Source organism: Streptomyces sp. NBC_01549 (assembly GCF_026339955.1).
In the GTDB taxonomy this organism is placed as follows: Bacteria; Actinomycetota; Actinomycetes; order Streptomycetales; family Streptomycetaceae; genus Streptomyces.
In genome coordinates, this window is record NZ_JAPEPW010000004.1 from 189,969 (window position 1) to 214,670 (window position 24,702).

Below are 24,702 nucleotides of genomic sequence, written 5' to 3' on the forward strand. Positions count from 1 at the left end.
AAGCGCTTCGATTGCCGCGTCGAATCCATTCGACGCGGCAATCACACCGTTCGTCCGGCTCAGGTGGAGGTCACGTTCAATGATGAAGGTGCGCAGATCGGCGGCAATCGCCGCGGCTGTCCTTGCGGGCACGCTGCTGGTCACTTCTTGCGGAAGCTCCGGCGACAGTGCCGAGGGCGACGGCAAGACCCTCAAGCTCTGGCACTACGAGGGCCCGGACAGCGCCATGGGCGTCGCCTGGGACCAGGCGATAACCGAGTTCAAGAAGACCCACCCCGGTGTCAAGGTCGAGTTCGAGGCGAAGGGCTTCGAGCAGGTCCAGAAGACCGCCTCGATGGTGCTGAACTCCAGCAACGCCCCCGACGTCATGGAATACAACAAGGGCAATGCCACCGCCGGCCTTCTGGCCAAGCAGGGCCTGCTCACCGACCTCACGCCCCAGGTCACCAAGTACGGCTGGGACAAGCTGCTCAGCCCGAGCGTGACCACCACCAGTAAGTACGATGCCAAGGGCGTCATGGGCTCGGGCAACTGGTACGGCATCCCGAACTTCGGCGAGTACACGATGGTGTACTACAACAAGGACCTCTTCGCGAAGAACCACGTGAAGGTCCCCACCACGCTCGCCGAGTTCACCGACGCGCTGGACGCCTTCAAGGCCAAGGGCATCACCCCGCTCGCCAACGGCGGCGCCGAGTACCCCGCCCAGCAGTACCTGTACCAGCTCGCCCTGTCCAAGGCCGACCGCAGCTGGGTGGACTCCTACGAGCTCTACAAGGGCAAGGTCAACTTCCACGACGCCGCCTGGACCTACGCCGCCAACACCTTCGCGGACTGGGTCAAGAAGGGCTACATCGCCAAGACCAGCAGCGGCGCGAAGGCCGAGGACGCCGGCGTCTCCTTCATCAGTGGCAAGGCGCCCATCTTCTTCTCCGGCACCTGGTGGTTCGGACGCTTCAACACCGAGAACAAGTTCAAGTGGGGCTCCTTCCTGTGGCCCGGGTCCAAGCTCACCCTCGGCTCCGGCGGCAACCTGTGGGTCGTCCCCAAGAACGCCAAGAACAAGCAGCTGGCCTATGACTTCATCAACATCACGCTGAAGAAGCAGATCCAGAACACCCTGGGCAACCACGGCGGCGTCCCCGTCGCGGCCGACCCGTCGGCGATCACCGACCCGAGCTCCAAGGGCCTGATCGAGAACTTCAACAAGGTCTCCTCCGAGGACGGGCTGGCCTTCTACCCCGACTGGCCGATCCCCGGCTTCTACGACGTCCTGGTCTCCGCCACGCAGAAGTTGATCACCGGCAGCGCGAGCCCCGACAAGGTGCTCGACGAGCTGCAGAAGGCCTATGACGCGGGTGCCCCCACGTCATGAGCGCACGACCTATCCGGCTGCGCAACCCGTACTCGCTCTACCTGATCCCCGGTGTCGTCGCGTTTCTGGCGGTCATCGTCGTTCCGTTCGGGATGAACGTCTATTTCAGCTTCACGCGCTGGCAGGGCGTCGGCTCGCCCACCTGGGCCGGGCTGGACAACTACCAGGAGCTGCTGAAGGACTCGCGGTTCTGGGAGTCCTTCAGGCACAGCGTCGCCATGGTCGCGGCGATGGCGGTGATCCCCACCGCGGTCGGCCTCGTCGTGGCCGCGGTCCTGTTCGACTTCATCGCCAAGCACTTCGGCTCGAAGCTGGCCAGCGTACTGCGGGCCTGCTTCTACCTTCCCCAGGTCCTGCCGATCACCGTGGCCGGCATCGTCTGGAGCTGGGTCCTGGCCCCCGACAACGGCTCGCTCAACGAGCTGCTGAAGGCGGTGGGCCTGGGCTCGCTCCAGCAGGACTGGCTGGGTGACCCGAAGTTCGCGCTGTGGAGCGTGATGGCCGTGATGGTGTGGGTGCAGCTGGGCTTCCCCGTCGTGATCTTCATGGCGGGGCTCCAGCGGGCCGATCCGTCGCTGTACGAGGCGGCCGAGCTGGACGGGACGAACTGGTGGCAGCGGTTCTGGCATGTGACGCTGCCCCAGATCCGGCCCGAGATCTACGTGGTGATGCTCTGGTGCACCATCGCGGCGCTCAAGGTCTTCGGTGCCGTCTACGTCCTGACCAAGGGCGGACCCGCCGACTCGACCATCGTGCCGTCCTACTTCTCCTTCTCGACCTTCTTCGAGAAGACCGACGTCGGCTACGGCTCGGCGATCGCGACGGTGCTCACCGTCATCATCCTGACGCTGACCATGGTCGGGTTGCGCTTCCAGACCCGCGCGGAGGACGAACAGTGAAGGCGGTAAAACGCTACCCGGTGCTGGTGGCGATCATCCTCGGTGCGATCTTCATGGTGCTGCCGCTTCTGATCGTGCTCAACAACGCGCTGAAGTCGCCCGCCGACTATTCCGCGCACGGTCCGCTCGCCCTGCCCCACGGCATCAGCCTGAACGCGCTGAGCGACTTCTGGACCCGGGTCGACTTCGGGCGCATGCTCCTGAACTCGGTGCTGATCTCCGGATCGGTGGCCGTGTTCGGCGTCATCCTCTCGGTGCTCAACGCGTACGCGATCGGCATCGGCAGGATCAAGGGACGGGCCTGGATACTCGGCTTCTTCGTGCTGGCCAACGTCCTCCCGCAGGAAGCCCTGATCTACCCGCTGTACTACCTGTCCAAAGAGCTCGGCCTCTACGACACCAGGCTCAGCCTGATCATCGTCTTCAGCGTCATCCAGGCGGCCTTCGGCACCTACCTCCTCTCCTCCGTGCTCGGGGCCTTCCCGAAGGAGATCATCGAGGCGGCCAGGATCGATGGCGCCAACAGCTGGCAGATCCTGTGGCGGATGGTGGTCCCGGTCAGCCGGCCCACCCTCGGTGTCCTCATGGTGTTCTTCTTCATCTGGACCTGGAACGAGTTCCTGCTGCCCCTGGTCATGCTGCCGTCCAACGACAACCAGACCGTCTCGGTCGCGCTCGGTGTCCTCCAGGGCCAGCGGCTGATGGACGCGACGATGACCAACGCGGCCGGCCTGCTCGGCGCGCTGCCTGCCATCGTCTTCTTCCTGGTCTTCCAGCGGACCCTGACCCGGGGCATCGCCGTGGGCGCCGTGAAGTGACCCGTGCCCGGACGGCCACGTCCGCGCACCCCTCCCGGGCGCGAACACCTCGCCGCCCGGGAGCCGCTCTGCCTTCCGCCCGCCCCCTCGGGCGGAAGGCAGAGCGCCCTGTTCCCCCACCCCGTACTGCGCACATCGATAGCCCCACCGTGAAAGGCATCGACCATGAAGTTCACCGACGGATACTGGCTCCTGCGGGAAGGCGTCACGGCGGCCTATCCGGCTGAAGTCCTCGATGCCGTCCCCGGTCCGGGATCGCTCACGGTCTACGCCCCCACCCAGCACATCCAGCGCCGCGGCGACCTCCTCAAGGGCCCGGTCGTCACCATCGACGCCACCGCCCCGATGCCCGGCGTGATCGGCGTACGGATCACCCACTTCGCAGGCGAGGTCGACACCGGCCCGCACTTCGCCCTCACCCACGAACCCCATGACGCCGTCGTGTCCGTCGACGAGAAGGAAGCCACCCTCACCTCCGGCGAGTTGAGCGTGCGCTTCAGCCTCGACGACAACTGGCGCATGGCGTTCCAGGCCGACGGCCGCACCCTCACCAGCAGCGACATCAAGGCCATGGCCCTGATGGAGACGGGCGAGGGACGGCACTACGTGCGCGAGCAGCTGCGGCTGAACGTCGGCACATCCGTGTACGGGCTCGGCGAGCGCTTCGGACCGCTGGTCAAGAACGGCCAGACCGTCGACATCTGGAACGCCGACGGCGGCACCAGCAGCGAACAGGCCTACAAGAACATCCCCTTCTACCTCACCGACGCCGGCTACGGGGTCTTCGTCGACGATCCGGGCAAGGTCTCCTTCGAGGTCGCTTCGGAGCAGGTCTCACGCGTCCAGTTCAGCGCCGAGCGCCAGCAGCTGCAGTACTACGTCATCCACGGGCCCACCCCCAAGGAGATCCTCAGCAAGTACACCGCCCTGACCGGCCGGCCGGCGCTGCCGCCCGCCTGGTCCTTCGGACTGTGGCTGACCACCTCCTTCACCACCTCCTACGACGAGCAGACCGTCACCGGATTCGTCGACGGCATGGCCGAGCGCGACCTCCCGCTCTCAGCCTTCCACTTCGACTGCTTCTGGATGCGCGAGTTCAACTGGTGCGACTTCGAGTGGGACCCGAGGGTCTTCCCCGACCCGGAGGGGATGCTGCGCCGCCTCAAGGACCGCGGCCTGCACATCTGTGTGTGGATCAACCCGTACATCGCCCAGCGCTCCCCGCTGTTCGCCGAGGGCAAGGCCGCCGGATACCTGCTCAAGCGCCCTGACGGCAGTGTGTGGCAGTGGGACCTGTGGCAGCCCGGCATGGCCTTGGTCGACTTCACCAACTCGGACGCCTGCGCCTGGTACGCCTCCAAGCTCGAGGCCCTGCTCGAGATGGGCGTCGACTGCTTCAAGACCGACTTCGGCGAGCGCGTCCCCACCGACGTCGCGTACTTCGACGGCTCCGACCCGGAGCGCATGCACAACTACTACACGCAGCTGTACAACCAGACCGTCTTCGACGTCCTGCGCAAGCACCGCGGCGAGGGCGAGGCCGTGCTCTTCGCCCGCTCGGCCACCGCCGGCGGCCAGCAGTTCCCGGTGCACTGGGGCGGCGACTGCGAATCCACCTGGGAGTCCATGGCGGAGTCTCTGCGCGGCGGCCTATCCCTGGGTCTTTCCGGATTCGGTTACTGGAGCCACGACATCGGCGGCTTCGAGGGACGCCCGGACGCCGGCCTGTTCAAGCGCTGGGTCGCCTTCGGCATGCTCTCCTCGCACAGCCGCCTGCACGGTTCGTCCTCGTACCGCGTGCCGTGGCTCTTCGACGAGGAGGCGGTGGACGTACTGCGCACGTTCACCGAACTCAAGCTGAGCCTCATGCCCTACCTGTACGGGGCCGCGTACGAGGCGCACACCCAGGGCTTCCCCATGATGCGCGCCATGGTCCTGGAGTTCCCGGACGACCCGGCCTGCGCACCGCTGGAGCGCCAGTACATGCTCGGCACGGACCTGCTGGTGGCGCCGGTCTTCTCGGAGACCGGCGAGGTCTCCTACTACGTGCCCGAGGGCACCTGGACCCACTTCGTCACCGGCCGCACGGTCACCGGGCCCCGTTGGGTGCGCGAGAGCCACGACTACTTCGGCGTCCCACTGCTGGCACGTCCCGGCGCCGCGATCCCGGTCGGAGCGGTCCATGACCGCCCGGACTACACCTGGGCAAACGACGTGACCATCCGCGTCTTCCAGCCCGCCGACGGCTCCCGGAGCACAGTGCGTGTGCCCCGCGAGGACGGCAGCGCCGCGGTGGAGATCACCATCGTCCGCGAGGGCGGCACACTGAGGGCCGAGACCTCCGACGCCTCCCTGCCCTGGAGCGTCGAGGTCGCGGGCGGTCCCGCGGCCCGGGCCGAAGCGGGCACCTCCGTCCTTACCCTGGAGCTGTCCGAGTCCTGACGGCCACAGCTGCCCGACACACCCCATCGACAAGGGAGTTGCATGGTCAAGATCACTGACGTGGCGCGGCACTCCAACGTGTCCCCGAGCACCGTCAGCTACGCGCTCAGCGGGAAGCGGCCGATCTCCCCGGAGACCCGGCAGCGCATCGAGGAGAGCATCCGCGTCCTGGGCTACCGGCCGCACGCCGGGGCCCGGTCCCTGGCCAGCAACCGGTCCCGGGTGCTCGCCCTCGTGCTGCCCCTGCGCAAGGGCGTCCACGTCCCCGTGGTCATGCAGTTCGCCACGTCGGTGCTCACCGCGGCCAGGGAACACGACCACGACGTGCTCCTCCTCACCCAGGGCGAGGGCGAGGAGGGCATCGTCCGCGTCGCCGAGAGCGCGATGGCCGACGGGTTCATCATCATGGACGTGGAGGTCGAGGACCGTAGGCTTCCCTTGCTGCGGACCCTCGACCGGCCGTCCGTGCTCATCGGCTTCCCGGCCGACCCGACCGGGCTGACCTGCATCGACCTGGACTTCCAGGGCGCCGGCGAGGCCTGCGTGGACTACCTCGCCGCACTCGGGCACCGCAGCGTCGCCCTGATCGGGTCGCCGCCCGAGGTGTACGTGCGCGGTACCGGGTTCGCCCGCCGCGTCGCCGCGGGCTTCACGCACGCCGCCGACCGGCTCGGGGTGCGCTCCTCCGTGCACCCCTGCTCCGAGACGCCGGCCGCGGCCCGTGCGATGGCCGAGCTGCTGGTCCGCGAGGATCCGTCGCTCACCGCGGTCGTCGTCCACAACGAACCGGTCACTCAGCAGCTCATCGCGTCCTTCACCGCCATGGGCCTGCGCGTTCCGCAGGACCTGTCGGTCATCGCGATCTGCCCGGACGAGACGGCCGAGCAGGCACCCGTGCCCATTACCTCGGTGTCCATCCCCTCGGGCGAGATCGGCACCCTGGCGGTCGACCTGCTCATGGCCAAGCTCGTCGGCCAGGACGCCCCGGAGACGACCGTGCTGCCCGCCCGTCTCACCCCGCGCTCCACCACCGCGCCGCCGCAGTCGCGCTGATCCCGGCGCCGAACCGGCCCACACCGCGGGGACGGGCGTCAGTACGGCAAACGGTGACTGATCCGATTGCCGGGCAGCTCAGGGACTGTGTCCGCATCGGGTGCAGTCGCCGGTGCGGGCTGGGTGCTGCCGTCTTCGGCGCCAGTGTGACCAGTGCAGGATGTGGTCGGCTGGTGCCGGGCGGCGGCTGGTGCGGCGGGTGATCAGGCGTCTGATCTCGGTGGGACTCAATGAGCACTGTGCATCGTGAAGTTGCAGGTCGCGGGTCTGGTGTGAGGGGTGGGCGGGATACTCACGCTGGTCGTCGGCCGGTATCCACGGTGAAGATCGTCTGGCGTGTCGGCCGGAGGCGTTGTCGGGTTCTGCTGCGCCGACCGCCGTGCCGCTCTTACGATCCGTCACCGGTCAGTACGCCGGGAAAGCACGGGGGTGGGCGTGGGTATGCAGGAGCTGGAGCGGATCACGGCTCGCCGGAATGAACTGGACGTGCTCGCTGAGCAGTTAGCCAAGCAGCTTCAGGAGGTCCGGGCCGAACGGGAGGAGCTGGTGATCGCCGAGCGGGTCCTGAACCGGCTGGCTGAGCAGGACCGGGCCGCGGCGCAGGCCACCGCGGCTGTCGCCCCGACTCCCGCCCGGGTGGCGGGGCGGGCGGTCCTGCTGATCCCGCACCGCAGCGAAACTCCCGACGAGGCCGCCCTGCCTGGTGACTACCGCAGGATCCTGGCGATCGCGCGGGCTGCCGACGGCCCGGTCCAGGTCAGGGATGTCGGCGAGGAACTGGGCCTTCAGGTGACAGTGCGCGGCAAGCTGGAACCGCTGCGCGCGAAGCTGACCAAGCTCGCCGACCGTGGCTGGCTGCACAAACGAGGCGACGGGCGGTTCACCGCACGCCCGTAGCCACGCCGGAACGGACGCCGACGGGGCGTAACTGGCGGACCCCCGGCGGCAGTTGAGTTTGGTGTGAAGAAAAACAACCATGCCGAGGGCCCTGACAGCCTTGTCTACACCGCTCGCCTGCCGCTGTCGAGTGCCACCCTGAACTGGCTCGCCGACCTGGTACGCGGCCACCTGAAGAAGATCGGCTCGCGGTGGCAGGCCCTGCCCGCGGGGAAGATCGCCGCCATCGTGCTGGCGGTGCTGCGCTGTGACCAGCGGCCGGGCGACCTGGCCGGCGGCAACGGGATACACCGCACCACCGTGACACGGTGGGTGGGCAACGGGCGCGCCGAGATGGCTGGCACCGGGCATGGCTCCGACCACGGCCCCGGAGCGGGCGCCGACGGCAACGGACACGCGCACAGCCACAGCCACGGGCCTGCCGCCCCCGTCTCGCGGCATCTGCGCAAGCTCATCGCGGCGATCCTGATCCCCTTCACCGCCGCCGTCGTGGTGGGGCTCGTCGTGCTCTGGCCCGGCGGCGCCCCGTCCCACGCGCGCACCGGCGTCGGCTTCGACCGCCAGACGCAGCAGGCCACGGTCACCAAGGTCGTCGAAGTGAGCTGCAAGTCGGTGAACGCCTCCGGCGACACCCGACCGGCGACACCTCCACCGCCGAGGGCACCTCGGCGCAGCAGGAGGCGAACGGCACCTGCCACAAGGCCACGATCCGGGTCGACACGGGCAAGGACACGGGCCGTACGTTCAACGAGATCGTGCAGCCCGCCCAGTCGCGGCAGCTGCACCAGGGCGCGAAGGTCGTGGCCGCCTACGAGCCCTCCGCGCCCAAGGATCTGCAGTACTCGGTCGCCGACGTGAACCGCCGATTCCCGATGGGTCTACTGGCCGACATCTTCGCGCTCGCCGTCGTGGTACTGGGCCGGCTGCGCGGCGTGATGGCGCTGGCCGCCCTGGCCATCAGCTTCATGGTGCTGAACTTCTTCATCCTGCCGGCAATCCTGCAGGGCTCGAATCCGCTGCTCGTGGCGGTGATCGGGTCGAGCGCCATCTTGCTCATCGCGCTCTACATGTGCCACGGCCTGTCGGCCCGCACGTCGGTGGCGGTGCTCGGCACGCTGGTCTCGCTGCTGCTGATCGGCATCCTGGGCTCGCAGTTCATCGGCTGGGCCGCCCTCACCGGCAATACGGACGACAGCACCGGCCTGATCCACGGCCTGTATCCGTCGATCGACATGAGCGGACTGCTGCTCGCCGGCGTCATCATCGGCTCCCTCGGCGTGCTCGACGACGTCACGGTCACGCAGACGTCAGCCGTCTGGGAGCTGCACGAGGCCAACCCGACGATGGGTTGGCGCGGGCTGTACCGCGCCGGCATCCGCATCGGCCGCGACCACATCGCCTCCGTCGTCAACACCCTCGTCCTCGCCTACGCGGGTGCCGCGCTGCCGCTGCTGCTCTTCTCCATCGCCCAGAGCGGGGTCGGCACGGTCGCCAACAGCGAGCTGGTCGCCGAGGAGATCGTGCGCACGCTGGTCGGATCGATCGGCCTGGTCGCCTCGGTGCCGGTCACCACGGCCCTTGCGGCTCTGGTGGTCTCGGCGGACCGGCCCGGTCCGCAGACCGAATCAGCGACTCCGGCCGCGGTGGCGGCCGGCGGAGCGGCTGCGGGCCGGGGCGGACGTCGGCGGAAGCGTTGAGAGCGATCTCTTCAAGGTGCGCCCGGGCCGCCTAATCCATCGCCTGGTCCGCCTCGGCATGGAAAAGCGGCACTCGTCCTGGAGACGGACAACCCGGACAGCGTCCTCCCCTGGTCATCAGCCACGCGCACCCGGACCACTGGCCGGTCAGCTGCTGTCTTCGGGGCCGAGGCGGCGGTAGCGGCGCCCGGATGGCCATAGCGGGTCCCAGTACTGGGCCGGTTGTCGATCGTCACGGGGTCGCGGGCTCCTCGGTACCGGTCGACATGGAGGCGGCGGTGTCGAGGCCCCGGAAGGGTGAGTTCCGCAGCACGAGGAACGGGATGTCCAGGGCCGGGGAGATGAGCGTGGGGGTGGGGCGCGAGCAGCCCGCGAGGAGAACGAGCGCGCCGCCCGCCGCGGCGGCGTAGGGCTAGGCGGTGTGGCTGAGAGCGCTCGCAATGGCGGCGGTGTCGCCGGGGGCGGCCGCGGCCATCTCGTCGAGGGCGGAGCCGTCGCTCGAGCGCCGCGAAATCCGCTTCACCCGGGGCGCGTTAACCCATGATCGCGCCACCGTTCCGTCATGGACATCTCAGGAACAACACATGAGTTGACCAGGAACGGCAAAGGGCAGTCACAGTTTCAACGATCTTCTTGTTGGCATGTTCCAGCCACTCATAGGTTTTGCGCCATCATGACGCGCATCACGCGTCCCGGCCGTCCAGCGCACCCGCATGTCTCCCCTGGTTCACCCACCTCCCGGAGGAAGTACGTTGCGCAGAACCGTTTCTCTCACCGCCGTGGCCTCCTTGGCCACGGCTGCTCTGGCCCTGGCCGCCCCCGCCGGCCAGGCGGCGCCCTCGACCTCACCGTCGTCGAACGGCGTCACCGTCGCCCACTCCTGTGCGACCCCGACGCAGAAGAACGTGATGGCGTGCAAGGCGCTGCACGTCACCGCGGGCACCCCCAAGTCCGCGCACGCCGAGAGCGACCTGACGGCAGCCGCCGCCCCGTCGGGCTACGGCCCCGCCTCGCTGCAGGCCGCGTACAACCTGCCTTCCTCCAGCGGCGGTTCGGGCCAGACCGTGGCCATCGTCGACGCGTACGACGACCCGAACGCCGAGGCCGACCTGGCCGTCTACCGCTCACAGTACGGCCTGTCCGCCTGCACCACCGCCAACGGCTGCTTCAAGAAGGTCAACCAGACCGGCGGCACCAGTTATCCGCGCGGTGACTCCGGCTGGGCCGAGGAGATATCCCTCGACCTCGACATGGTCAGCGCGGCCTGCCCGAACTGCAAGATCCTTCTGGTGGAGGCCAGTTCGGCGACCATGACGAACCTCGGCACGGCCGTGAACACCGCTGTCGGCCTGGGCGCCAAGTACGTCTCCAACAGCTACGGCGGCAGCGAGTCCTCCAGCGACTCGACCTACGACTCGTCGTACTTCAACCACCCCGGCGTCGCCATCACCGTCAGCTCCGGCGACAACGGCTACGGCGCCGAGTACCCGGCCGCGTCCAAGTACGTGACGGCCGTGGGCGGTACATCCCTGAAGACCTCGTCCACCACACGCGGCTGGACCGACACGGTGTGGAGCGGGGCGGGCTCCGGCTGCTCCTCGTACGACGCCAAGCCCACCTGGCAGACCGACAGCGGCTGCGCCAAGCGGACCGTCGCGGACGTCTCCGCGGTCGCCGACCCGAACACCGGCGTCGCGGTCTACGACAGCTACCGGCAGGCCACCGGCTGGATGGTCTTCGGCGGCACCAGCGCCTCGGCCCCGCTGATCGCGGCGACCTACGCGCTGGCGGGCGCCCCGTCCTCCGGCTCGTACCCGGCGTCGTTCCCCTACGCCCACACCTCGGCACTGTACGACGTGACCAGCGGCTCGAACGGCAGCTGCTCCGGCTCGTACCTGTGCACCGGCACCACCGGCTACGACGGCCCGACCGGCCTCGGCGTCCCTAACGGCACGACGGCCTTCACGGGCTGAACGGCTCTATGAGGTAAGCCTGTTGGATGTAAGCACCGCGCGGAGGACGGCGGCCGCCTAGTTGCGGCACCCGTTGTCCTCCGCGACCGGGTCGGAGTCGGCGACAATGCCGGCTCCGGCCTGGACGTACACCGTGCCGCCCCGCAACAGCGCCGTACGGATGGCGGTGTCGGAGTCGCCGGCGAAGTCGAGACAGCTGGCGCAGCCGCTGTACAACCTCCGCCTGGACGGCTCGAGTTCGTCGATGATCTGCATCGCACGCGGCTTGGGCGCGCCGGAGAGCGTGCCGGCCGGGAAGCAGGCCGTGAGCGCACGTCGAAGGCGGTACGACCCGCCGCGACCCGGCCGGTCACGGTGGACACAATGTCCATCACGTGCGAGTAGCGCTCGATGGACATGAAGTGCAGGTGGTCCTCAGTGCGCTGCGGGAGCGTTGAGGCGGGCCAGCAGGAGGGCGATGTCGTCGCTGTGGCGCGGTGTCCGCCGTACCCCGGCGAGGAGTTCGTCTGCCAGGACCTCGAGGTCGGCCGTCGTGGCTCTTTCCAGCCCCGCCAGGAATGCTTCGATGCCCGCGTCGATGTCTCCCTCTGCCGCTTCCAGAAGACCGTCGGTCGTGACCGCCAGCACGCTGCCAGGGCGGATGTGTGTCAGCTTGGTCGCGTACCGGGCCTGCGGGTCGACACCCAGCGGAAGGCCGCTGGTGATGTCGAGGAGGCGCGGTGGCTCACCTGGAGCGACCAGGGCAGGTGCTGGATGGCCCGCTGTGCAGGCTTCGACCGTCCCCTCGGCGGGGTCGATCACCAGATAGCAGCAGGTGGCGAACATGGCCCGGTCCGGATCGGTGTCGAATTCGACGAGCAGCCGGTTGGTCCGTGTCAGCACGGCAGCCGGACCATGCCCCTCGCATGCATAGGCGCGCACAGCCGTGCGCAACTTGCCCATCAGGGAGGCGGCCGGCACGCTGTGGCCCTGGACATCTCCGATCACCAGTGCAACCGCGCCGCCGGGAAGGCAGATGGCGTCGTACCAGTCGCCGCCGATCCACATGCCCGAGGTGGCCGCCTGGTAGCGTGCGGCAATCGTCAAACCGGGCGCCGACAGCGGGCCGGGAGGCAGCATTCCACGCTGCAGTTCCGTGGCCAGAGCTTGCTGTGCCTCGTACATCCTCGCCCGCTCCAGGGACTGGGCAAGCAGTCCGGCGACGGCAACCAGCAAGGCCCGCTCCTCGGGACCGAACTCCTGGAGCGAGGCGAACCCCATCAGGCAGACCCCGGTCGGCCCCCGAGAATCCGCCATGGGAATCGCCGCCCACGCGCGACGGCGAGAACTTTCGGCCGCCTGTGCCAGCTGCGGGTAGGCGGCGGCCAGTTCGGTGACGGAAGCGACGAACACCGGAGCCTGGCGTGCCAGGGCATCCTGCAGCAGGGAGCGCACGCCGGGACGCACATCGCAGACGGCTGCCAGCTCCTCGTCGTAATAGCCGCAGGAGGCCACGGCGGACAGCCCACCGGGCAACGACGCCACCACGGCAAACCCATCCGCGCCGAAGTCCTGCAGTCCTGCCTGCGTGGCGGCCACGATGTCCTTGACCGTCACGGCCGCCGCCAGCGCGGCGGTGAGCTGTTGCATCCGGCGATTGCGGGTCGCCCCTTCGTGGAAGCCTCGCCTCTCGGCTTCCTGACGCTCATGCGCGGCCGTGGTGTCCATCACCACCCCGACCATTGTCGTCGGCACTCCTGCCGAGTCGGCCAGCACCCGCCCGCGAGCCTCCAACGAACGCCAGACGCCTTCACCCGCCGCGACCCGGTAGGCGATCTGGTAGTCGCCACCGGACTCCACCATCGACTGCAGCGCGACGACGAACTCGGGCAGATCGGACTCCGGGATCCTCGACAAGAAGCTGTCGAGATGAGGCGGGCCGTCCTCGGGCAGGCCGTGGAGGGAGAAGGTGAGAGGATCACAGTTGATCTCTCCCGTGGCGACGTCCCAGCAGAAGAACCCCGCCTGCACGGGGCCGGCGCTCGGCTGGAACGGAGAGTTGGACGACTCCTCCCTGCCCGGATCCTTGGCGCCCGGCTCGCCCGTCCGCCGGGCGTGGGAGGGCAGCGCGGGAGTGGCGCTCCCTGCGATGCCCTCGCCGCCGTTCGGCCAGGACAGGGATCGGATATCTGTCACTGGTCACTCCCTGCTGTGCGCAAGGACGCCTCCTGGAGAGTGATTTGACGAGGCGTTCAGCGTAGAACCCCGGCAGGCCGTCTCGCGGAGGAATGATCACTGGAACACCTGAAGGAGTGAGCGCGTCGCAGAAATTGACCCTCTCGCCAGGCACGTTCCGCGCACGCGGCGTTCGACTGCGGCAGGAAGCCTCGTCCTTGGCCTTTCCTGAGCGCCGAGGTGCCGGACTCCGGTCGACTGCGCAGGGGTTGTGCTCCCACTCTGCTCGCTCTGGGGTTGTGCTCCCACTCTGGACCGACCGCCATCTCGCGCTCTGATAATCGTATCGGACACCCGCTAGCCTGATGCGGGCTTGCGGTTCGCCGAGGTCATCCGCGTAAGGTCACCCGGACGAGGAGAGCGTCATGCAGGAATACTCGTTCGAACTCCCCTTCCCTTCTCGAGTCAGTCAGGCCATGGAATCGGCAGCGCTTCACCACTTCCGCTGGGTCCAGGAGCATGGACTGCTGAGCCAGGAGTCCCTCCCCGAGTACCGCCGATGGAACGTGCCGGAGGTAGCCGCCCGCTTCTGGCCACATGCGGGCGGAGTGGACCTGGAGTTGGGGGTCGATATAGCAGGCTGGTTCATCCTGTTCGACGACCAGTTCGATGGGCCGCTCGGAGTGGAGCCGCACAGAGTCGCACGGATCGTCCAAGAACTCATCGATGTCGTGTACGCGCGTCCCGGCGCGGTACCCGCGGGTCCGAACAAAAGTCTCACCCCCGCGGCAAGCGGGCTCATCTCACTCTGGTCACGTCAGGTCCGGGGAATGTCCGCCGCGTGGCAGCAGCGGTCGACCCGCAACTGGGAAGACTTTCTCAACGCCTACACCAGCGAGAGCATCAACCGTCGAAGCGGCATCATTCCCGACGTCAGCACATATCTCAGTCTGCGCCACAAGGCAGGACTGGAGAATGTGCTGATCGACTACGCCGAACGCATCGGCCATTACGAAGTGCCTGATGCCCTGTTTACCCTGCCGGAGATCCAGGAAATGCACAATGCGACGGTCCAGGTCGTCAACATTGTTCAGGACGTGTTCTCGGTTGCCAAGGAGGAAGCCAGAGGAGACTGTCACAACCTGGTTCTCGTACTCCAGCACCATCGGAACTATTCACGTGGGGAGGCCCTCGCGGAGGCCCGGTCGATAGTCCGCGGCCACACCGATGAATTCCTTCGCCTGAAAGCACGGCTCCCGGCACTTTTCGATGCCGCGGCCCTTTCCCCGCACGACCGGGGCGTCGCCTATGTCTTCGTCGATGACCTCCAGGCCCAGATGAAGGGCTGTCACGACTGGTGCCGCAGCTCCAGCCGCTACTCCCGGGTGATCCGCGCGCGGCCCGACGAGCCCACCTACCTCGAGGAAATGCGCCTGGAAGGACTCGGATGACGCTGAGCACGAGCAGCGGTGAGGTGCAGTGCGACGTGGATCTCGAGGCGCCGCTCGGCGAGCGGGACGGGCAGCAGGTCCTCGATGCGGTGCACACGGTAGACGGCGGTGCAAACGGTAGACGATGGTGTTGTGGTGCACGTGCCGCTCCTCGACAGTGCGTTCCGCGATGTTGCATGCGGGCTGGGTCCGTTCGAAGGCCCGACGGGGCTTCGTCGTCTCACACAGCCCCTATGAGCGGGGTCCTGGCTGTAGCTGTATGACCAGGTGGAAGACCTCCCGGGCCGCATAGCGTTTGAGTCCTCTGAGTCAAGTCAGCTGGCTTTGAGGCGTCGGGTGGTGGGGTGGTTGTCAGGGTCGTAGGCGGTGGCGTTGTGCCAGCAGGCCCATATGACGCGGAGCCATGCGCGGGCGACGATACGGGTGGCGTGCGGGTTGCGTTTCCCGCGTGCGCGGGCGTTTGCGAAGAGGGCGGCGGCCCAGGGTGATTGCATGCGGGAGTTGTGAAGGCAGTGACAGGCCTTGCGGGCGCGTGTGTTGGCGGCCCACCGGAAGTAGCCGCCGTGTGCCTTCCCGGATGCCTCGGTTACCGGTGCGGCTCCGCACTCGGCGGCGGCCTGTTCGCGGACTCGACGCGGTCGAAAATCGGGCCCACCTCAGCGGGCAGGCGCGAGGTTGATGGTGCCCACGCCAGGCAACTGAGCGAGGAGGACGGCGCGCGGGTGCCTGGCGAGACACTTCTTGATGGTCGTCTCGAGCTGGGTGATGGTTGCCTGCAGACTGCGCAGGAGCTGGACTTGTAACGTGATGAGCGTGGTGAGGACGGACGCGGGGAGACTGACCGGGGCGACGGGAGCGGAGCGGAGCCGGGCCAGCAGGGCGGGTGCTCGGTGGCGTTGGCCTGGCGGGCGAAGTCCAGGACGGCCTCGGCGGGTTCGTCGCCGACGAGGGTGTGGTAGCTGCCGCCGAGGCTTTCCACCAGTGCGCGCTGCCGGTCCAGCAGCTGCGGGGAGGCGGTGACCAGCCCGTCGCCGCTCATGACGTGGACGGCGAGCATTTCACCGCCCGCTCTCCGGGAGGCGATCCGCTCGCCGCGGCGGATGAGGGTTTCGCCCTCCGGCCCACCGGACAGGGTGACCAGCACGCGTTCCCGGGTGGCCCAGGGTTCCTGGATGCCCCGCTCCTCGCGATAGCGCAGCAGGGCTTCATCGACGCGGTCGGCCGCCCACGGCAGGGCGATCTCCCGCAGGGCGGTGAGGTTGCCCACGCGGCAGAAGTTCGCCAGAGCGGCGTCGATCCTCTCGGGCGGGTAGACGTTGCCGTGGGCCATCCGCCGACGGAGCGCCTCGGCCGACATACCAGCTCGATCTGGTCGGCGCGGCGGACGACCTCGTCGGGGACGGTCTCCCGCTGTCTGATGCCGGTGATCTGCTCGACGACGTCGTTCAGCGACTCCAGGTGCTGGATGTTGACGGTGGAGATGACGTCGATGCCCGCGTCGAGCAGTTCCTCGATCTCCTGCCAGCGTTTCTCGTTGCGGCAGCCGGGGATGTTGGTGTGCGCGAGTTCGTCGACCAGCGCGACCTTCGGGTGGCGTGCCAGTACGGCATCGAGGTCCATCTCGGTGAAGGTCGCCTCCCGGTAGCGCATGGTCCTACGGGGCACGGTCTCAAGCCCCTGGGCCATCTGCCGGGTCAGCGGACGGCCGTAGTCCTCCATGAAGGCGATGACCACGTCGGTGCCCCGCCCCGCGCGGCGCTGCCCCTCGCCGAGCATGTCGTACGTCTTGCCTACCCCAGGGGCTGCCCCGAGGTAGACCCGGAGAGTGCCGTGCGGCACGTTTCGCTCCTTCCGGGCGCCAGCGGGTCCTCTTACTTCTCCATGGTCCTTCGGATCGCCCGGAAGCGGCGGCCGCGTAGGGTCGTGGCCCTGGCGATCGCAAGGGCCAGGGAGTGGCACGAAGAGGAGAGGTGGGGCGTGCTGGACTGCGCGGAAACGCCCGGAGGCTGCTGGGCACGGTGTCCTGAGGGACGTCGACGCGTCAGGAGATGGCTGTCGCCGGAAGGTCGGCGGGGGCCGGCTGGAGATCCGGTGCGGCCGGGACGGTGAGGACCATGGTGAGGCCGCCGCCAGGGGTGTCCTCGGCGGCGATGGTGCCGCCCATGGTCTCGGCAAAGCCTCGGGCGACCGCGAGACCCAGCCCCACCCCGGCCCCGCGGGGAGCGTCTCCGTACCGCTGGAAGGGTTCGAAGATACGATCCTTGGCCTCGTCGGGGACGCCCGGGCCGCGGTCCACCACTCGTACCTCCACCCGGTCGGCCATGGCGCTCGCGGACACCAGGACCGGTTCGTCGGCGGGGCTGTACTTGACGGCGTTCTCGACGAGGTTGGCGACCGCGCGCTCCAGCAGACCGGGGTCGACGGCGACCATCGGCAGGGTCTCGGGGATGTCGAGCTCGACGCTGTCCTCGGGCACGCCGCCCAGCGCCATCGGCACCACCTCGTCGAGGTCGATCTCGCGGATCAGCGGGGTGACCGTGCCCGTCTGGAGCCGGGACATGTCGAGCAGGTTGCCCACCAGGTGGTCGAGCCGGTCGGCGCCCTCCTCGATGCCTTCGAGCAGCTCCGCCTGGTCATCCTCGGACCATTCGACGTCCTGCGAGCGGAGTGAGGACACTGCGGCCTTGATCCCTGCGAGCGGGGTGCGCAGGTCGTGACTGACCGCGGCCAGCAGCGCGGTGCGGATGCGGTTGCCCTCGGCGAGGGCGTGCGACTGGTCGGCCGCGGACTGCAGCCGTTGGCGGTCCAGGACCACCGCGGCCTGTGCGGCGAACGCCGCCAGCACCCGCCGGTCCTCGGCCGGCAGAACCCTGCCCGACAAGGCCAGCGCCATGTGATCGCCGACCGGCATGTCGACGTCCGCGTCCTCCGGCCGCTCGACCACCGTCCGCGTGCCGACACTGCCCGCGCAGGTCCACGGATCGACGTCACTGGCCCGCTCCAGGAGGGCCACCGACTCCATGCCGAAAGTCTCCCGGACCCGCTCCAACAGGGCCTCCAGGCTTGTCTCCCCGCGCAGGACGCTGCCGGCGAGGAAGGAAAGGATCTCCGACTCGGCGCGCAGCCGGGCCGCCTGATGGGTGCGGCGGGCGGCAAGGTCCACCACAGAGGCCACCGACACGGCTACTCCCACGAAGATCGCGATGGCGACGATGTTCTCTGGGTCGGCGATCGTCAGGGTGTGGACGGGCGGAGTGAAGAACCAGTTCAGCAGCAGGGAGCCCACCAGCGCCGAGGCGAGCGCCGGATAGAGCCCGCCGAGCAGGGCCGAGGCCACCGTCAGCGTCAGGAACAGCAGCATGTCGTTGGCGAGGCCGACTTCGGGGGTGACGCTGCCGAGGAGGAACGTGAGGAGGGCCGGGCCTGCCACGCCGACCAGCCAGCCCCAGACGACGCGCAGCCGGCCGAGGTGTGCCCCCCGGCCGATGGGCAGTCCGCGTCCCTTGCCCGCCTCGTCGTGGGTGATCAGGTGGACGTCGAGGTCGGGCCCCGACTCCCGGGCGACGGTGGCGCCGACACCCGGTCCGAAGACGTACTGCCATCCCTTGCGGCGGGAGACACCGAGGACGATCTGCGTGGCGTTCACGCCACGCGCGAAGTCGAGCAGCGCGACCGGTATGTCGTCCCCGATGACGTGGTGGAAGGTGCCGCCGAGGTCTTCGACGAGGGTGCGCTGGACGGCCAATTCCTTGGGCGAGGCGTTGGTCAGTCCGTCACTGCTGGCGATGTAGACCGCGAGGACCTCGCCGCCGGCGCCCTTCTCGGCGAGCCGCACCGCGCGACGGATCAGCGTCCTGCCCTCGGGGCCGCCGGTCAGCCCGACGACGATCCGCTCGCGCGAGCCCCAGATCTTCGAGACCTTGTGCTCGCTGCGGTACTCATTGAGGTACTCGTCGACCCGGTCGGCGACCCAGAGCAGGGCGAGCTCGCGCAAGGCGGTGAGGTTGCCGGGGCGGAAGTAGTTGGACAGGGCCGCGTCGACCTTGTCGGGCTTGTAGATGTTGCCGTGCGCCATGCGGCGGCGCAGTGCCGGCGGGGACATGTCGACCAGCTCGATCTGGTCCGCCCGCCGTACGACCTCGTCCGGTACGGTCTCCTGCTGCCGGATGCCGGTGATGGACTCGACGACGTCGCCCAGTGACTCCAGGTGCTGGATGTTGACGGTCGAGATCACGTCGATCCCGGCGGCGAGCAGTTCCTCGACGTCCTGCCAGCGTTTGGTGTTGCGTGAACCCGGGATGTTCGTGTGGGGCAGCTCGTCGACGAGAGCCACTTGGGGGTGCCGGGCGAGTACCGCGTCCACGTCCATCTCGGTGAAGACGGTGCCGCGGTACTCCAGTTCCTTGCGCGGGATCTGTTCCAGGCCGTGCAGCATCACTTCGGTGCGCGGCCGGTGGTGGTGCTCGACGAAGGCGACGACGCAGTCGGTGCCCCGCTCGACACGGCGGTGTGCCTCGGACAGCATGGCGTACGTCTTGCCGACCCCCGGTGCCGCACCGAGGTAGATCCGAAGCTTGCCGCGTGCCATGGTCTCGTCTCTTCGTGTCTGCGAGTCTGCGGTCGGTGAGGGTCGGTGTCGGGGCCCGCGTCGAACAGGGGTCAGTTCTCGAAGCGGTATCCCATGCCCGCTTCGGTGATCAGATAGCGGGGGTGGGCGGGGTCCGCCTCCAGTTTGCGGCGGAGTTGGGCCATGTAGACCCGCAGGTAATTGGTCTTGTTGGTCTGGGAGCTGCCCCACACCTCCTGGAGCAGTTGCCTCTGTGTGATGAGCCGGCCGGGGTTGGTGACCAGGATCTCCAGCAGATGCCACTCGGTCGGTGTGAGGCGTACGTCGTGCCCGGCGCGGGTGGCCTTCTTGGCGAGCAGGTCGATGGTGAAGTGCTCCGTGGTGACCAGGACGGTCTCGGGGCCCAGTGGAATGTCCTCGGTGCGGCGGACGGCGGCGCGCAGCCGGGCGAGGAGTTCGTCCATGCTGAACGGCTTGGTGATGTAGTCGTCGGCGCCCGCGTCGAGGGCCGCGACCTTCTCGTCGGATGCCCGGCGGGCGGACAGGACGAGGATCGGTACGCGGGTCCAGCCGCGCAGGGCCTTGATGACGTCCGTGCCGTCCATGTCGGGCAGGCCGAGGTCGAGCAGGACCACGTCGGGCTGGCGGGCGGCGGCGAGGCGCAGTGCGGTAGTGCCGTCGGGGGCCGGGTCCACTCCGTACTTGCGGGCCTGCAGGTTGATCACGAGGGCCCGGACGAGCTGAGGGTCGTCCTCCACCACCAGTACCCGGGTCATCGGTGTGCGCCTTTCCTGAGCATGCGGAGGGCCGGAGCGGTCGGAACCGGCCTCATGGCCACGGGAGTCGGCGGTTGGGGGTGTGTCCCCGTCCGCCGACTCCCGCGTGGTGCATGTAAGCCCATCAGCTCTTCGCCACGAGTTCCTTGAGCGCGATGTTGAGTTGGAGGACGTTGACGCGGGGCTCGCCGATGAAGCCGAGGGTGCGGCCGTCGGTGTGCTCGTCGACCAGCTTCTGCACCTGGGCGACGGGCAGGCCGTTCTTCTCCGCGATCCGGTGCACCTGGATGTCCGCGTAGTCCGGGGAGATGTCCGGGTCCAGGCCGGAGCCGGAGGACGTCACCGCGTCGGCGGGCACGTCGGAGGGCCTGACCGTGTAGCCGTTCACCGAGTTGTCCTTGATGACGGCGGCCTTGGCATCCTTGACCCACTTGATCAGGTCGGCGTTGTCACCCGAACGGTTGGTGGCACCGGACAGGATCAGCTTGTACTGCGTGTTGACGCTGTTGGCGCCCAGTCCGTTGGCGGGGCGGCCCTGGAACCACTTCAGGTCGGCATCCGGGGTCTCCTGGCCCTTCTTCAGTGGCAGGTTGTAGGACTGGCCGATCAGCGAGGAGCCGACGACAGTGCCGTTCGCCTTGATCTCCGAGCCGTTCGCCTGGTCGGAGAACAGGCCCTGGGCCACCCCGGTGATCGCCAGCGGGTACAGCACACCGCAGATGACGGTGAGCACGAGGAGGGCACGGAGTCCGGCCCAGAGCAACCGGGCGGTGTTGGTAACCGAGTTGTTCATGGGGATCAGCCGATTCCGGGGATGAGGGAGATGAGCAGGTCGATGATCTTGATGCCGATGAAGGGGGCGATCAGGCCGCCGATGCCGTAGATCCCGAGGTTGCGCCGCAGCATCTTGTCGGCGCTCACCGGCCGGTACTGCACACCCCGCAGGGCGAGCGGCACCAGCGCGATGATGATCAGCGCGTTGAAGATGACCGCGGACAGGATCGCCGAGTCGGGCGAGGACAGGTGCATGATGTTCAGCTTGTCCAGGCCCGGGTACACCGCCGCGAACAGCGCCGGGATGATCGCGAAGTACTTCGCGACGTCGTTGGCGATGGAGAACGTCGTCAGCGCGCCCCGGGTGATGAGGAGCTGCTTGCCGATCTCGACGATCTCGATGAGCTTGGTCGGGTTCGAGTCGAGGTCGACCATGTTGCCGGCCTCCTTGGCGGCCGACGTACCCGTGTTCATCGCCACGCCCACGTCCGCCTGCGCCAGCGCGGGGGCGTCGTTGGTGCCGTCACCGGTCATCGCGACGAGCTTGCCGCCCGCCTGCTCCCGCTTGATCAGCGCCATCTTGTCCTCGGGAGTCGCCTCCGCGAGGAAGTCGTCGACGCCCGCCTCGTCCGCGATCGCCTTGGCCGTCAGCGGGTTGTCACCCGTGATCATGATGGTCTTGATGCCCATCCGGCGCAGCTCGTCGAACCGCTCGCGCATGCCTTCCTTGACGACGTCCTTGAGGTGGATGACGCCAAGGACGCGGGCGCCTTCGCCATCCTCAATGGCGACAAGGAGCGGGGTGCCACCGGCCTCCGAAATCCGGTTGGCGAGCGTGTCGGCGTCCTCGGAGACAGTGCCGCCCTGTTCCTTGACCCAGGTGATGACCGAACCGGCCGCGCCCTTGCGGATCTTGCGTCCGTCGACGTCCACACCCGACATACGGGTCTGGGCGGTGAAGGCGATCCACTCGGCCCCCGCGAGTTCGCCCTGGTGCCGCTCGCGCAGTCCGTACTTCTCCTTCGCCAGGACCACGATGGAGCGGCCCTCGGGCGTCTCGTCGGCCAGCGACGACAGCTGCGCCGCGTCGGCCACCTCGGCCTCGGTCGTCCCGGTCACCGGCACGAACTCCGACGCCTGACGGTTGCCGAGCGTGATGGTGCCCGTCTTGTCGAGCAACAGGGTCGAGACGTCACCCGCCGCCTCAACTGCCCTTCCGGACATGGCCAGCACGTTGCGCTGCACCAGCCGGTCCATGCCCGCGATACCGATCGCCGAGAGCAGCGCGCCGATCGTCGTCGGGATCAGGCAGACCAGCAGGGCCACCAGCACGACCATCGTCAGGTGCGTGCCCGCGTAGTCCGCGAACGGCGGCAGCGTGGCGACCGCGAGCAGGAAGACGATCGTGAGCGACGCGAGCAAGATGTTCAGCGCGATCTCGTTCGGCGTCTTCTGCCTAGCCGCGCCCTCGACCAGAGCGATCATCCGGTCGATGAAGGTCTCACCGGGCTTCGTCGTGATCTTGATGACGATCCGGTCGGAGAGGACCTTCGTACCGCCGGTCACAGCACTGCGGTCGCCGCCGGACTCCCGGATGACCGGGGCCGATTCACCGGTGATCGCCGACTCGTCGACGCTCGCCACACCCTCGACGACGTCACCGTCGCCGGGGATGATGTCACCCGCCTCGCAGACGACCAGGTCACCGACGCGCAACTCGGTACCGGGAACCTCCTCCTCGGACATGCCGTCCGAGGAGAGCCGACGGGCCACCGTGTCGGTCTTGGCCTTGCGCAGCGTGTCCGCCTGCGCCTTGCCGCGGCCCTCGGCCACCGCCTCCGCCAGGTTGGCGAAGATCACGGTCAGCCACAGCCAGGCGCTGATCGCCCAGCCGAACCAGTCACCCGGGTCCTTGAAGGAGAAGATCGTCGTCAGGACCGAGCCGATGAGGACCACAAACATCACGGGGGACTTGACCATCACCCGCGGGTCGAGTTTGCGGAAGGCGTCCGGCAGCGACTTGATCAGCTGCTTGGGGTCGAACAGACCCGCGCCGACCTTTCCTTCGTCCTTGTGGCCGGTCGGCACATCGCTGTGCGGCGCCCGAGTGGGAGTAGTCGTGGACACGGCGTCCTCTTGGTTGTCTATACGTGTGGTCATGACGCCAACCCCTCGGCCAGCGGACCCAGCGCGAGCGCCGGGAAGTAGGTCAGACCGGTGATGATCAGGATGGCCCCCACCAACAGACCCGTGAACAGCGGCTTCTCGGTGCGCAGGGTGCCCGCGGTCGCCGGGACCGGCTTCTGCTCGGCCAGCGAACCCGCCAGCGCCAGCACGAACACCATCGGCAGGAACCGGCCCAGCAGCATCGCGATACCGATGGTGCTGTTGAACCACTGCGTGTCCGCGTTCAGACCCGCAAAGGCCGAGCCGTTGTTGTTGGCGCCCGACGTGTAGGCGTACAGGATCTCGGAGAAGCCGTGCGCGCCCGAGTTCGTCATCGAGTTGCCCGGGGTGGGCAGGGCCATCGCCGCCGCGGTGAAGATCAGCACCAGCGCCGGGGTGATGAGGATGTAGCAGGCCGCGAACTTGATCTCGCGGGTGCCGATCTTCTTGCCCAGGTACTCCGGCGTGCGGCCGACCATGAGCCCCGCGATGAACACCGCGATGACTGCCATGATCAGCATGCCGTAGAGACCGGAGCCGGTACCACCGGGCGCGATCTCACCCAGCTGCATACCCAGCATCGCGATGCCCCCGCCCAGACCCGTGAACGAGGAATGGAAGGAGTCCACCGCACCCGTCGAGGTCAGGGTGGTCGACACCGCGAAGATCGACGAGGCGCCGACACCGAAGCGGTTCTCCTTGCCCTCCATCGCACCGCCGGCGATGTCGAACGCCGGACCGTGGTGGGCGAACTCGGTCCACATCATCAGGGCGATGAAGCCGAGCCAGATCGTGGCCATCGTCGCGAGGATCGCGTAGCCCTGCCTGATCGAGCCGACCATGCGGCCGAAGGTGCGGGTCAGCGCGAACGGAATGACCAGCAACAGGAAGATCTCGAAGAGGTTCGTAAACGGGGTCGGGTTCTCGAAGGGGTGCGCACTGTTGGCGTTGAAGTAACCGCCGCCGTTGGTACCCACCTCCTTGATGGCCTCCTGCGAGGCGACCGCGCCGCCGTTCCACTGCTGCGAGCCACCCATGAACTGGCCCACCGAGTGAATCCCGGAGAAGTTCTGGATCGCACCGCACGCCACCAGCACGATCGCGGCGACGACGGAGAGCGGCAGCAGGATGCGCACGACACCGCGCACCAGGTCCGACCAGAAGTTGCCCAGCTCACCGGTGCGGGAGCGGGAGAAGCCCCGTACGAGCGCGACGGCCACCGCGATGCCGACGGCGGCGGAGACGAAGTTCTGCACGGCCAGACCGGCGGTCTGCACGACGTGGCCCATGGCCTGCTCGCCGTAGTACGACTGCCAGTTGGTGTTGGTGACGAAGGACGCGGCGGTGTTGAACGCCTGGTCCGGGTCGATGGCGGAGAAGCCGAGCGAGCCGGGCAGATGGCCCTGGAGGCGCTGCAGCAGGTAGAGGAAGAGGACGCTGACCGCGGAGAAGGCGAGGACGCCGCGCAGGTACGCGGGCCAGCGCATCTCCGTGTTCGGGTTGGCACCGATGCCCTTGTAAATCCACTTCTCGACGCGCAGGTGCTTGTCGGAGGAGTAGACCTTGGCCATGTAGTCGCCGAGGGGGACGTAGGCGAGCCCCAGTGCCACTATCAAAGCGAGCAGCTGGAGCACACCGGCAAGAACGGGACTCATATCGC

General features: G+C 68.2%; 14 protein-coding genes and 5 pseudogenes. 9 read left to right on the forward strand and 10 right to left on the reverse strand.

What is annotated here, in order from left to right; all coding sequences use genetic code 11:
• The first annotated feature begins 79 nt into the window (after positions 1–79).
• The 7 genes and pseudogenes from OG819_RS51375 to OG819_RS51405 all read left to right on the forward strand — a co-directional run bounded on the left by OG819_RS51375 (position 80) and on the right by OG819_RS51405 (position 9,181).
• Positions 80–1,375 (forward strand): ABC transporter substrate-binding protein, encoded by a 1,296-nt coding sequence (locus OG819_RS51375; protein ID WP_266636790.1) that lies wholly within the window; start codon positions 80–82, stop codon positions 1,373–1,375.
• Positions 1,372–2,274 carry a carbohydrate ABC transporter permease gene (locus tag OG819_RS51380; RefSeq protein ID WP_266656818.1) on the forward strand — a complete coding sequence of 301 codons (903 nt, stop codon included), beginning with the start codon at positions 1,372–1,374 and terminating at the stop codon, positions 2,272–2,274. The genes OG819_RS51375 and OG819_RS51380 overlap by 4 nt, the downstream gene beginning before the upstream one ends.
• A 53-nt stretch (positions 2,275–2,327) precedes the next feature.
• Positions 2,328–3,092, forward strand: a complete 765-nt coding sequence (locus OG819_RS51385; protein ID WP_266637390.1) for a carbohydrate ABC transporter permease — start codon at positions 2,328–2,330, stop codon at positions 3,090–3,092.
• A 165-nt stretch (positions 3,093–3,257) separates the two neighbouring features.
• Entirely contained in the window at positions 3,258–5,534 is a 2,277-nt protein-coding gene (gene yicI, locus OG819_RS51390) for an alpha-xylosidase (RefSeq protein WP_266636786.1), read from the forward strand.
• Between the two features lie 42 nt (positions 5,535–5,576).
• On the forward strand, positions 5,577–6,587 hold the full coding sequence (locus tag OG819_RS51395) for a LacI family DNA-binding transcriptional regulator (RefSeq protein WP_266636784.1): 1,011 nt from the start codon (positions 5,577–5,579) through the stop codon (positions 6,585–6,587).
• 441 nt (positions 6,588–7,028) lie between these two features.
• Complete coding sequence (locus OG819_RS51400) at positions 7,029–7,484, forward strand: hypothetical protein (RefSeq protein WP_266637388.1); 456 nt, start codon at positions 7,029–7,031, stop codon at positions 7,482–7,484.
• A gap of 333 nt (positions 7,485–7,817) precedes the next feature.
• Positions 7,818–9,181: pseudogene (locus OG819_RS51405) on the forward strand (YibE/F family protein).
• 415 nt (positions 9,182–9,596) lie between these two features.
• On the opposite strand, the pseudogene OG819_RS51410 reads toward OG819_RS51405, so the two are convergent.
• Positions 9,597–9,680, reverse strand: a pseudogene (locus tag OG819_RS51410) (TIGR02234 family membrane protein); the annotation flags it as partial.
• Between the two features lie 214 nt (positions 9,681–9,894).
• Here OG819_RS51410 and OG819_RS51415 point away from each other — a divergent pair.
• On the forward strand, positions 9,895–11,154 hold the full coding sequence (locus OG819_RS51415) for a peptidase S8 (protein WP_266656820.1): 1,260 nt from the start codon (positions 9,895–9,897) through the stop codon (positions 11,152–11,154).
• A 57-nt stretch (positions 11,155–11,211) separates the two neighbouring features.
• On the opposite strand, the pseudogene OG819_RS51420 reads toward OG819_RS51415, so the two are convergent.
• A pseudogene (locus OG819_RS51420) lies at positions 11,212–12,318 on the reverse strand (SpoIIE family protein phosphatase).
• Positions 12,319–12,339: 21 nt separating this feature from the next.
• Positions 12,340–13,329: pseudogene (locus OG819_RS58915) on the reverse strand (PAS domain-containing protein); the annotation flags it as partial.
• A gap of 404 nt (positions 13,330–13,733) precedes the next feature.
• Between OG819_RS58915 and OG819_RS51430 the strand changes: the two are divergent.
• Positions 13,734–14,759 (forward strand): hypothetical protein, encoded by a 1,026-nt coding sequence (locus OG819_RS51430; protein ID WP_266636780.1) that lies wholly within the window; start codon positions 13,734–13,736, stop codon positions 14,757–14,759.
• Between the two features lie 314 nt (positions 14,760–15,073).
• On the opposite strand, the gene OG819_RS51435 is transcribed toward OG819_RS51430, so the two are convergent.
• The 7 genes and pseudogenes from OG819_RS51435 to kdpA form a co-directional block, all read right to left on the reverse strand.
• Positions 15,074–15,253 carry a hypothetical protein gene (locus OG819_RS51435; RefSeq protein ID WP_266656822.1) on the reverse strand — a complete coding sequence of 60 codons (180 nt, stop codon included), beginning with the start codon at positions 15,251–15,253 and terminating at the stop codon, positions 15,074–15,076.
• 392 nt (positions 15,254–15,645) lie between these two features.
• Positions 15,646–16,598 (reverse strand): annotated as a pseudogene (locus tag OG819_RS51440) (hypothetical protein); the annotation flags it as partial.
• Positions 16,599–16,800: 202 nt separating this feature from the next.
• Positions 16,801–19,347 (reverse strand): sensor histidine kinase KdpD, encoded by a 2,547-nt coding sequence (locus OG819_RS51445; RefSeq protein ID WP_266656824.1) that lies wholly within the window; start codon positions 19,345–19,347, stop codon positions 16,801–16,803.
• Positions 19,348–19,418: 71 nt separating this feature from the next.
• Entirely contained in the window at positions 19,419–20,102 is a 684-nt protein-coding gene (locus OG819_RS51450) for a response regulator (RefSeq protein ID WP_266656826.1), read from the reverse strand.
• Between the two features lie 124 nt (positions 20,103–20,226).
• Positions 20,227–20,895 carry a potassium-transporting ATPase subunit C gene (locus tag OG819_RS51455; protein ID WP_266636772.1) on the reverse strand — a complete coding sequence of 223 codons (669 nt, stop codon included), beginning with the start codon at positions 20,893–20,895 and terminating at the stop codon, positions 20,227–20,229.
• 5 nt (positions 20,896–20,900) lie between these two features.
• The gene (kdpB, locus tag OG819_RS51460; protein WP_266656828.1) at positions 20,901–23,036 is read right to left on the reverse strand and encodes a potassium-transporting ATPase subunit KdpB; all 2,136 of its coding nucleotides are present in this window, start codon (positions 23,034–23,036) and stop codon (positions 20,901–20,903) included.
• Complete coding sequence (kdpA, locus tag OG819_RS51465; RefSeq protein WP_266656830.1) at positions 23,033–24,697, reverse strand: potassium-transporting ATPase subunit KdpA; 1,665 nt, start codon at positions 24,695–24,697, stop codon at positions 23,033–23,035. The genes kdpB and kdpA overlap by 4 nt, the downstream gene beginning before the upstream one ends.
• Between the last annotated feature and the right edge of the window lie 5 nt (positions 24,698–24,702).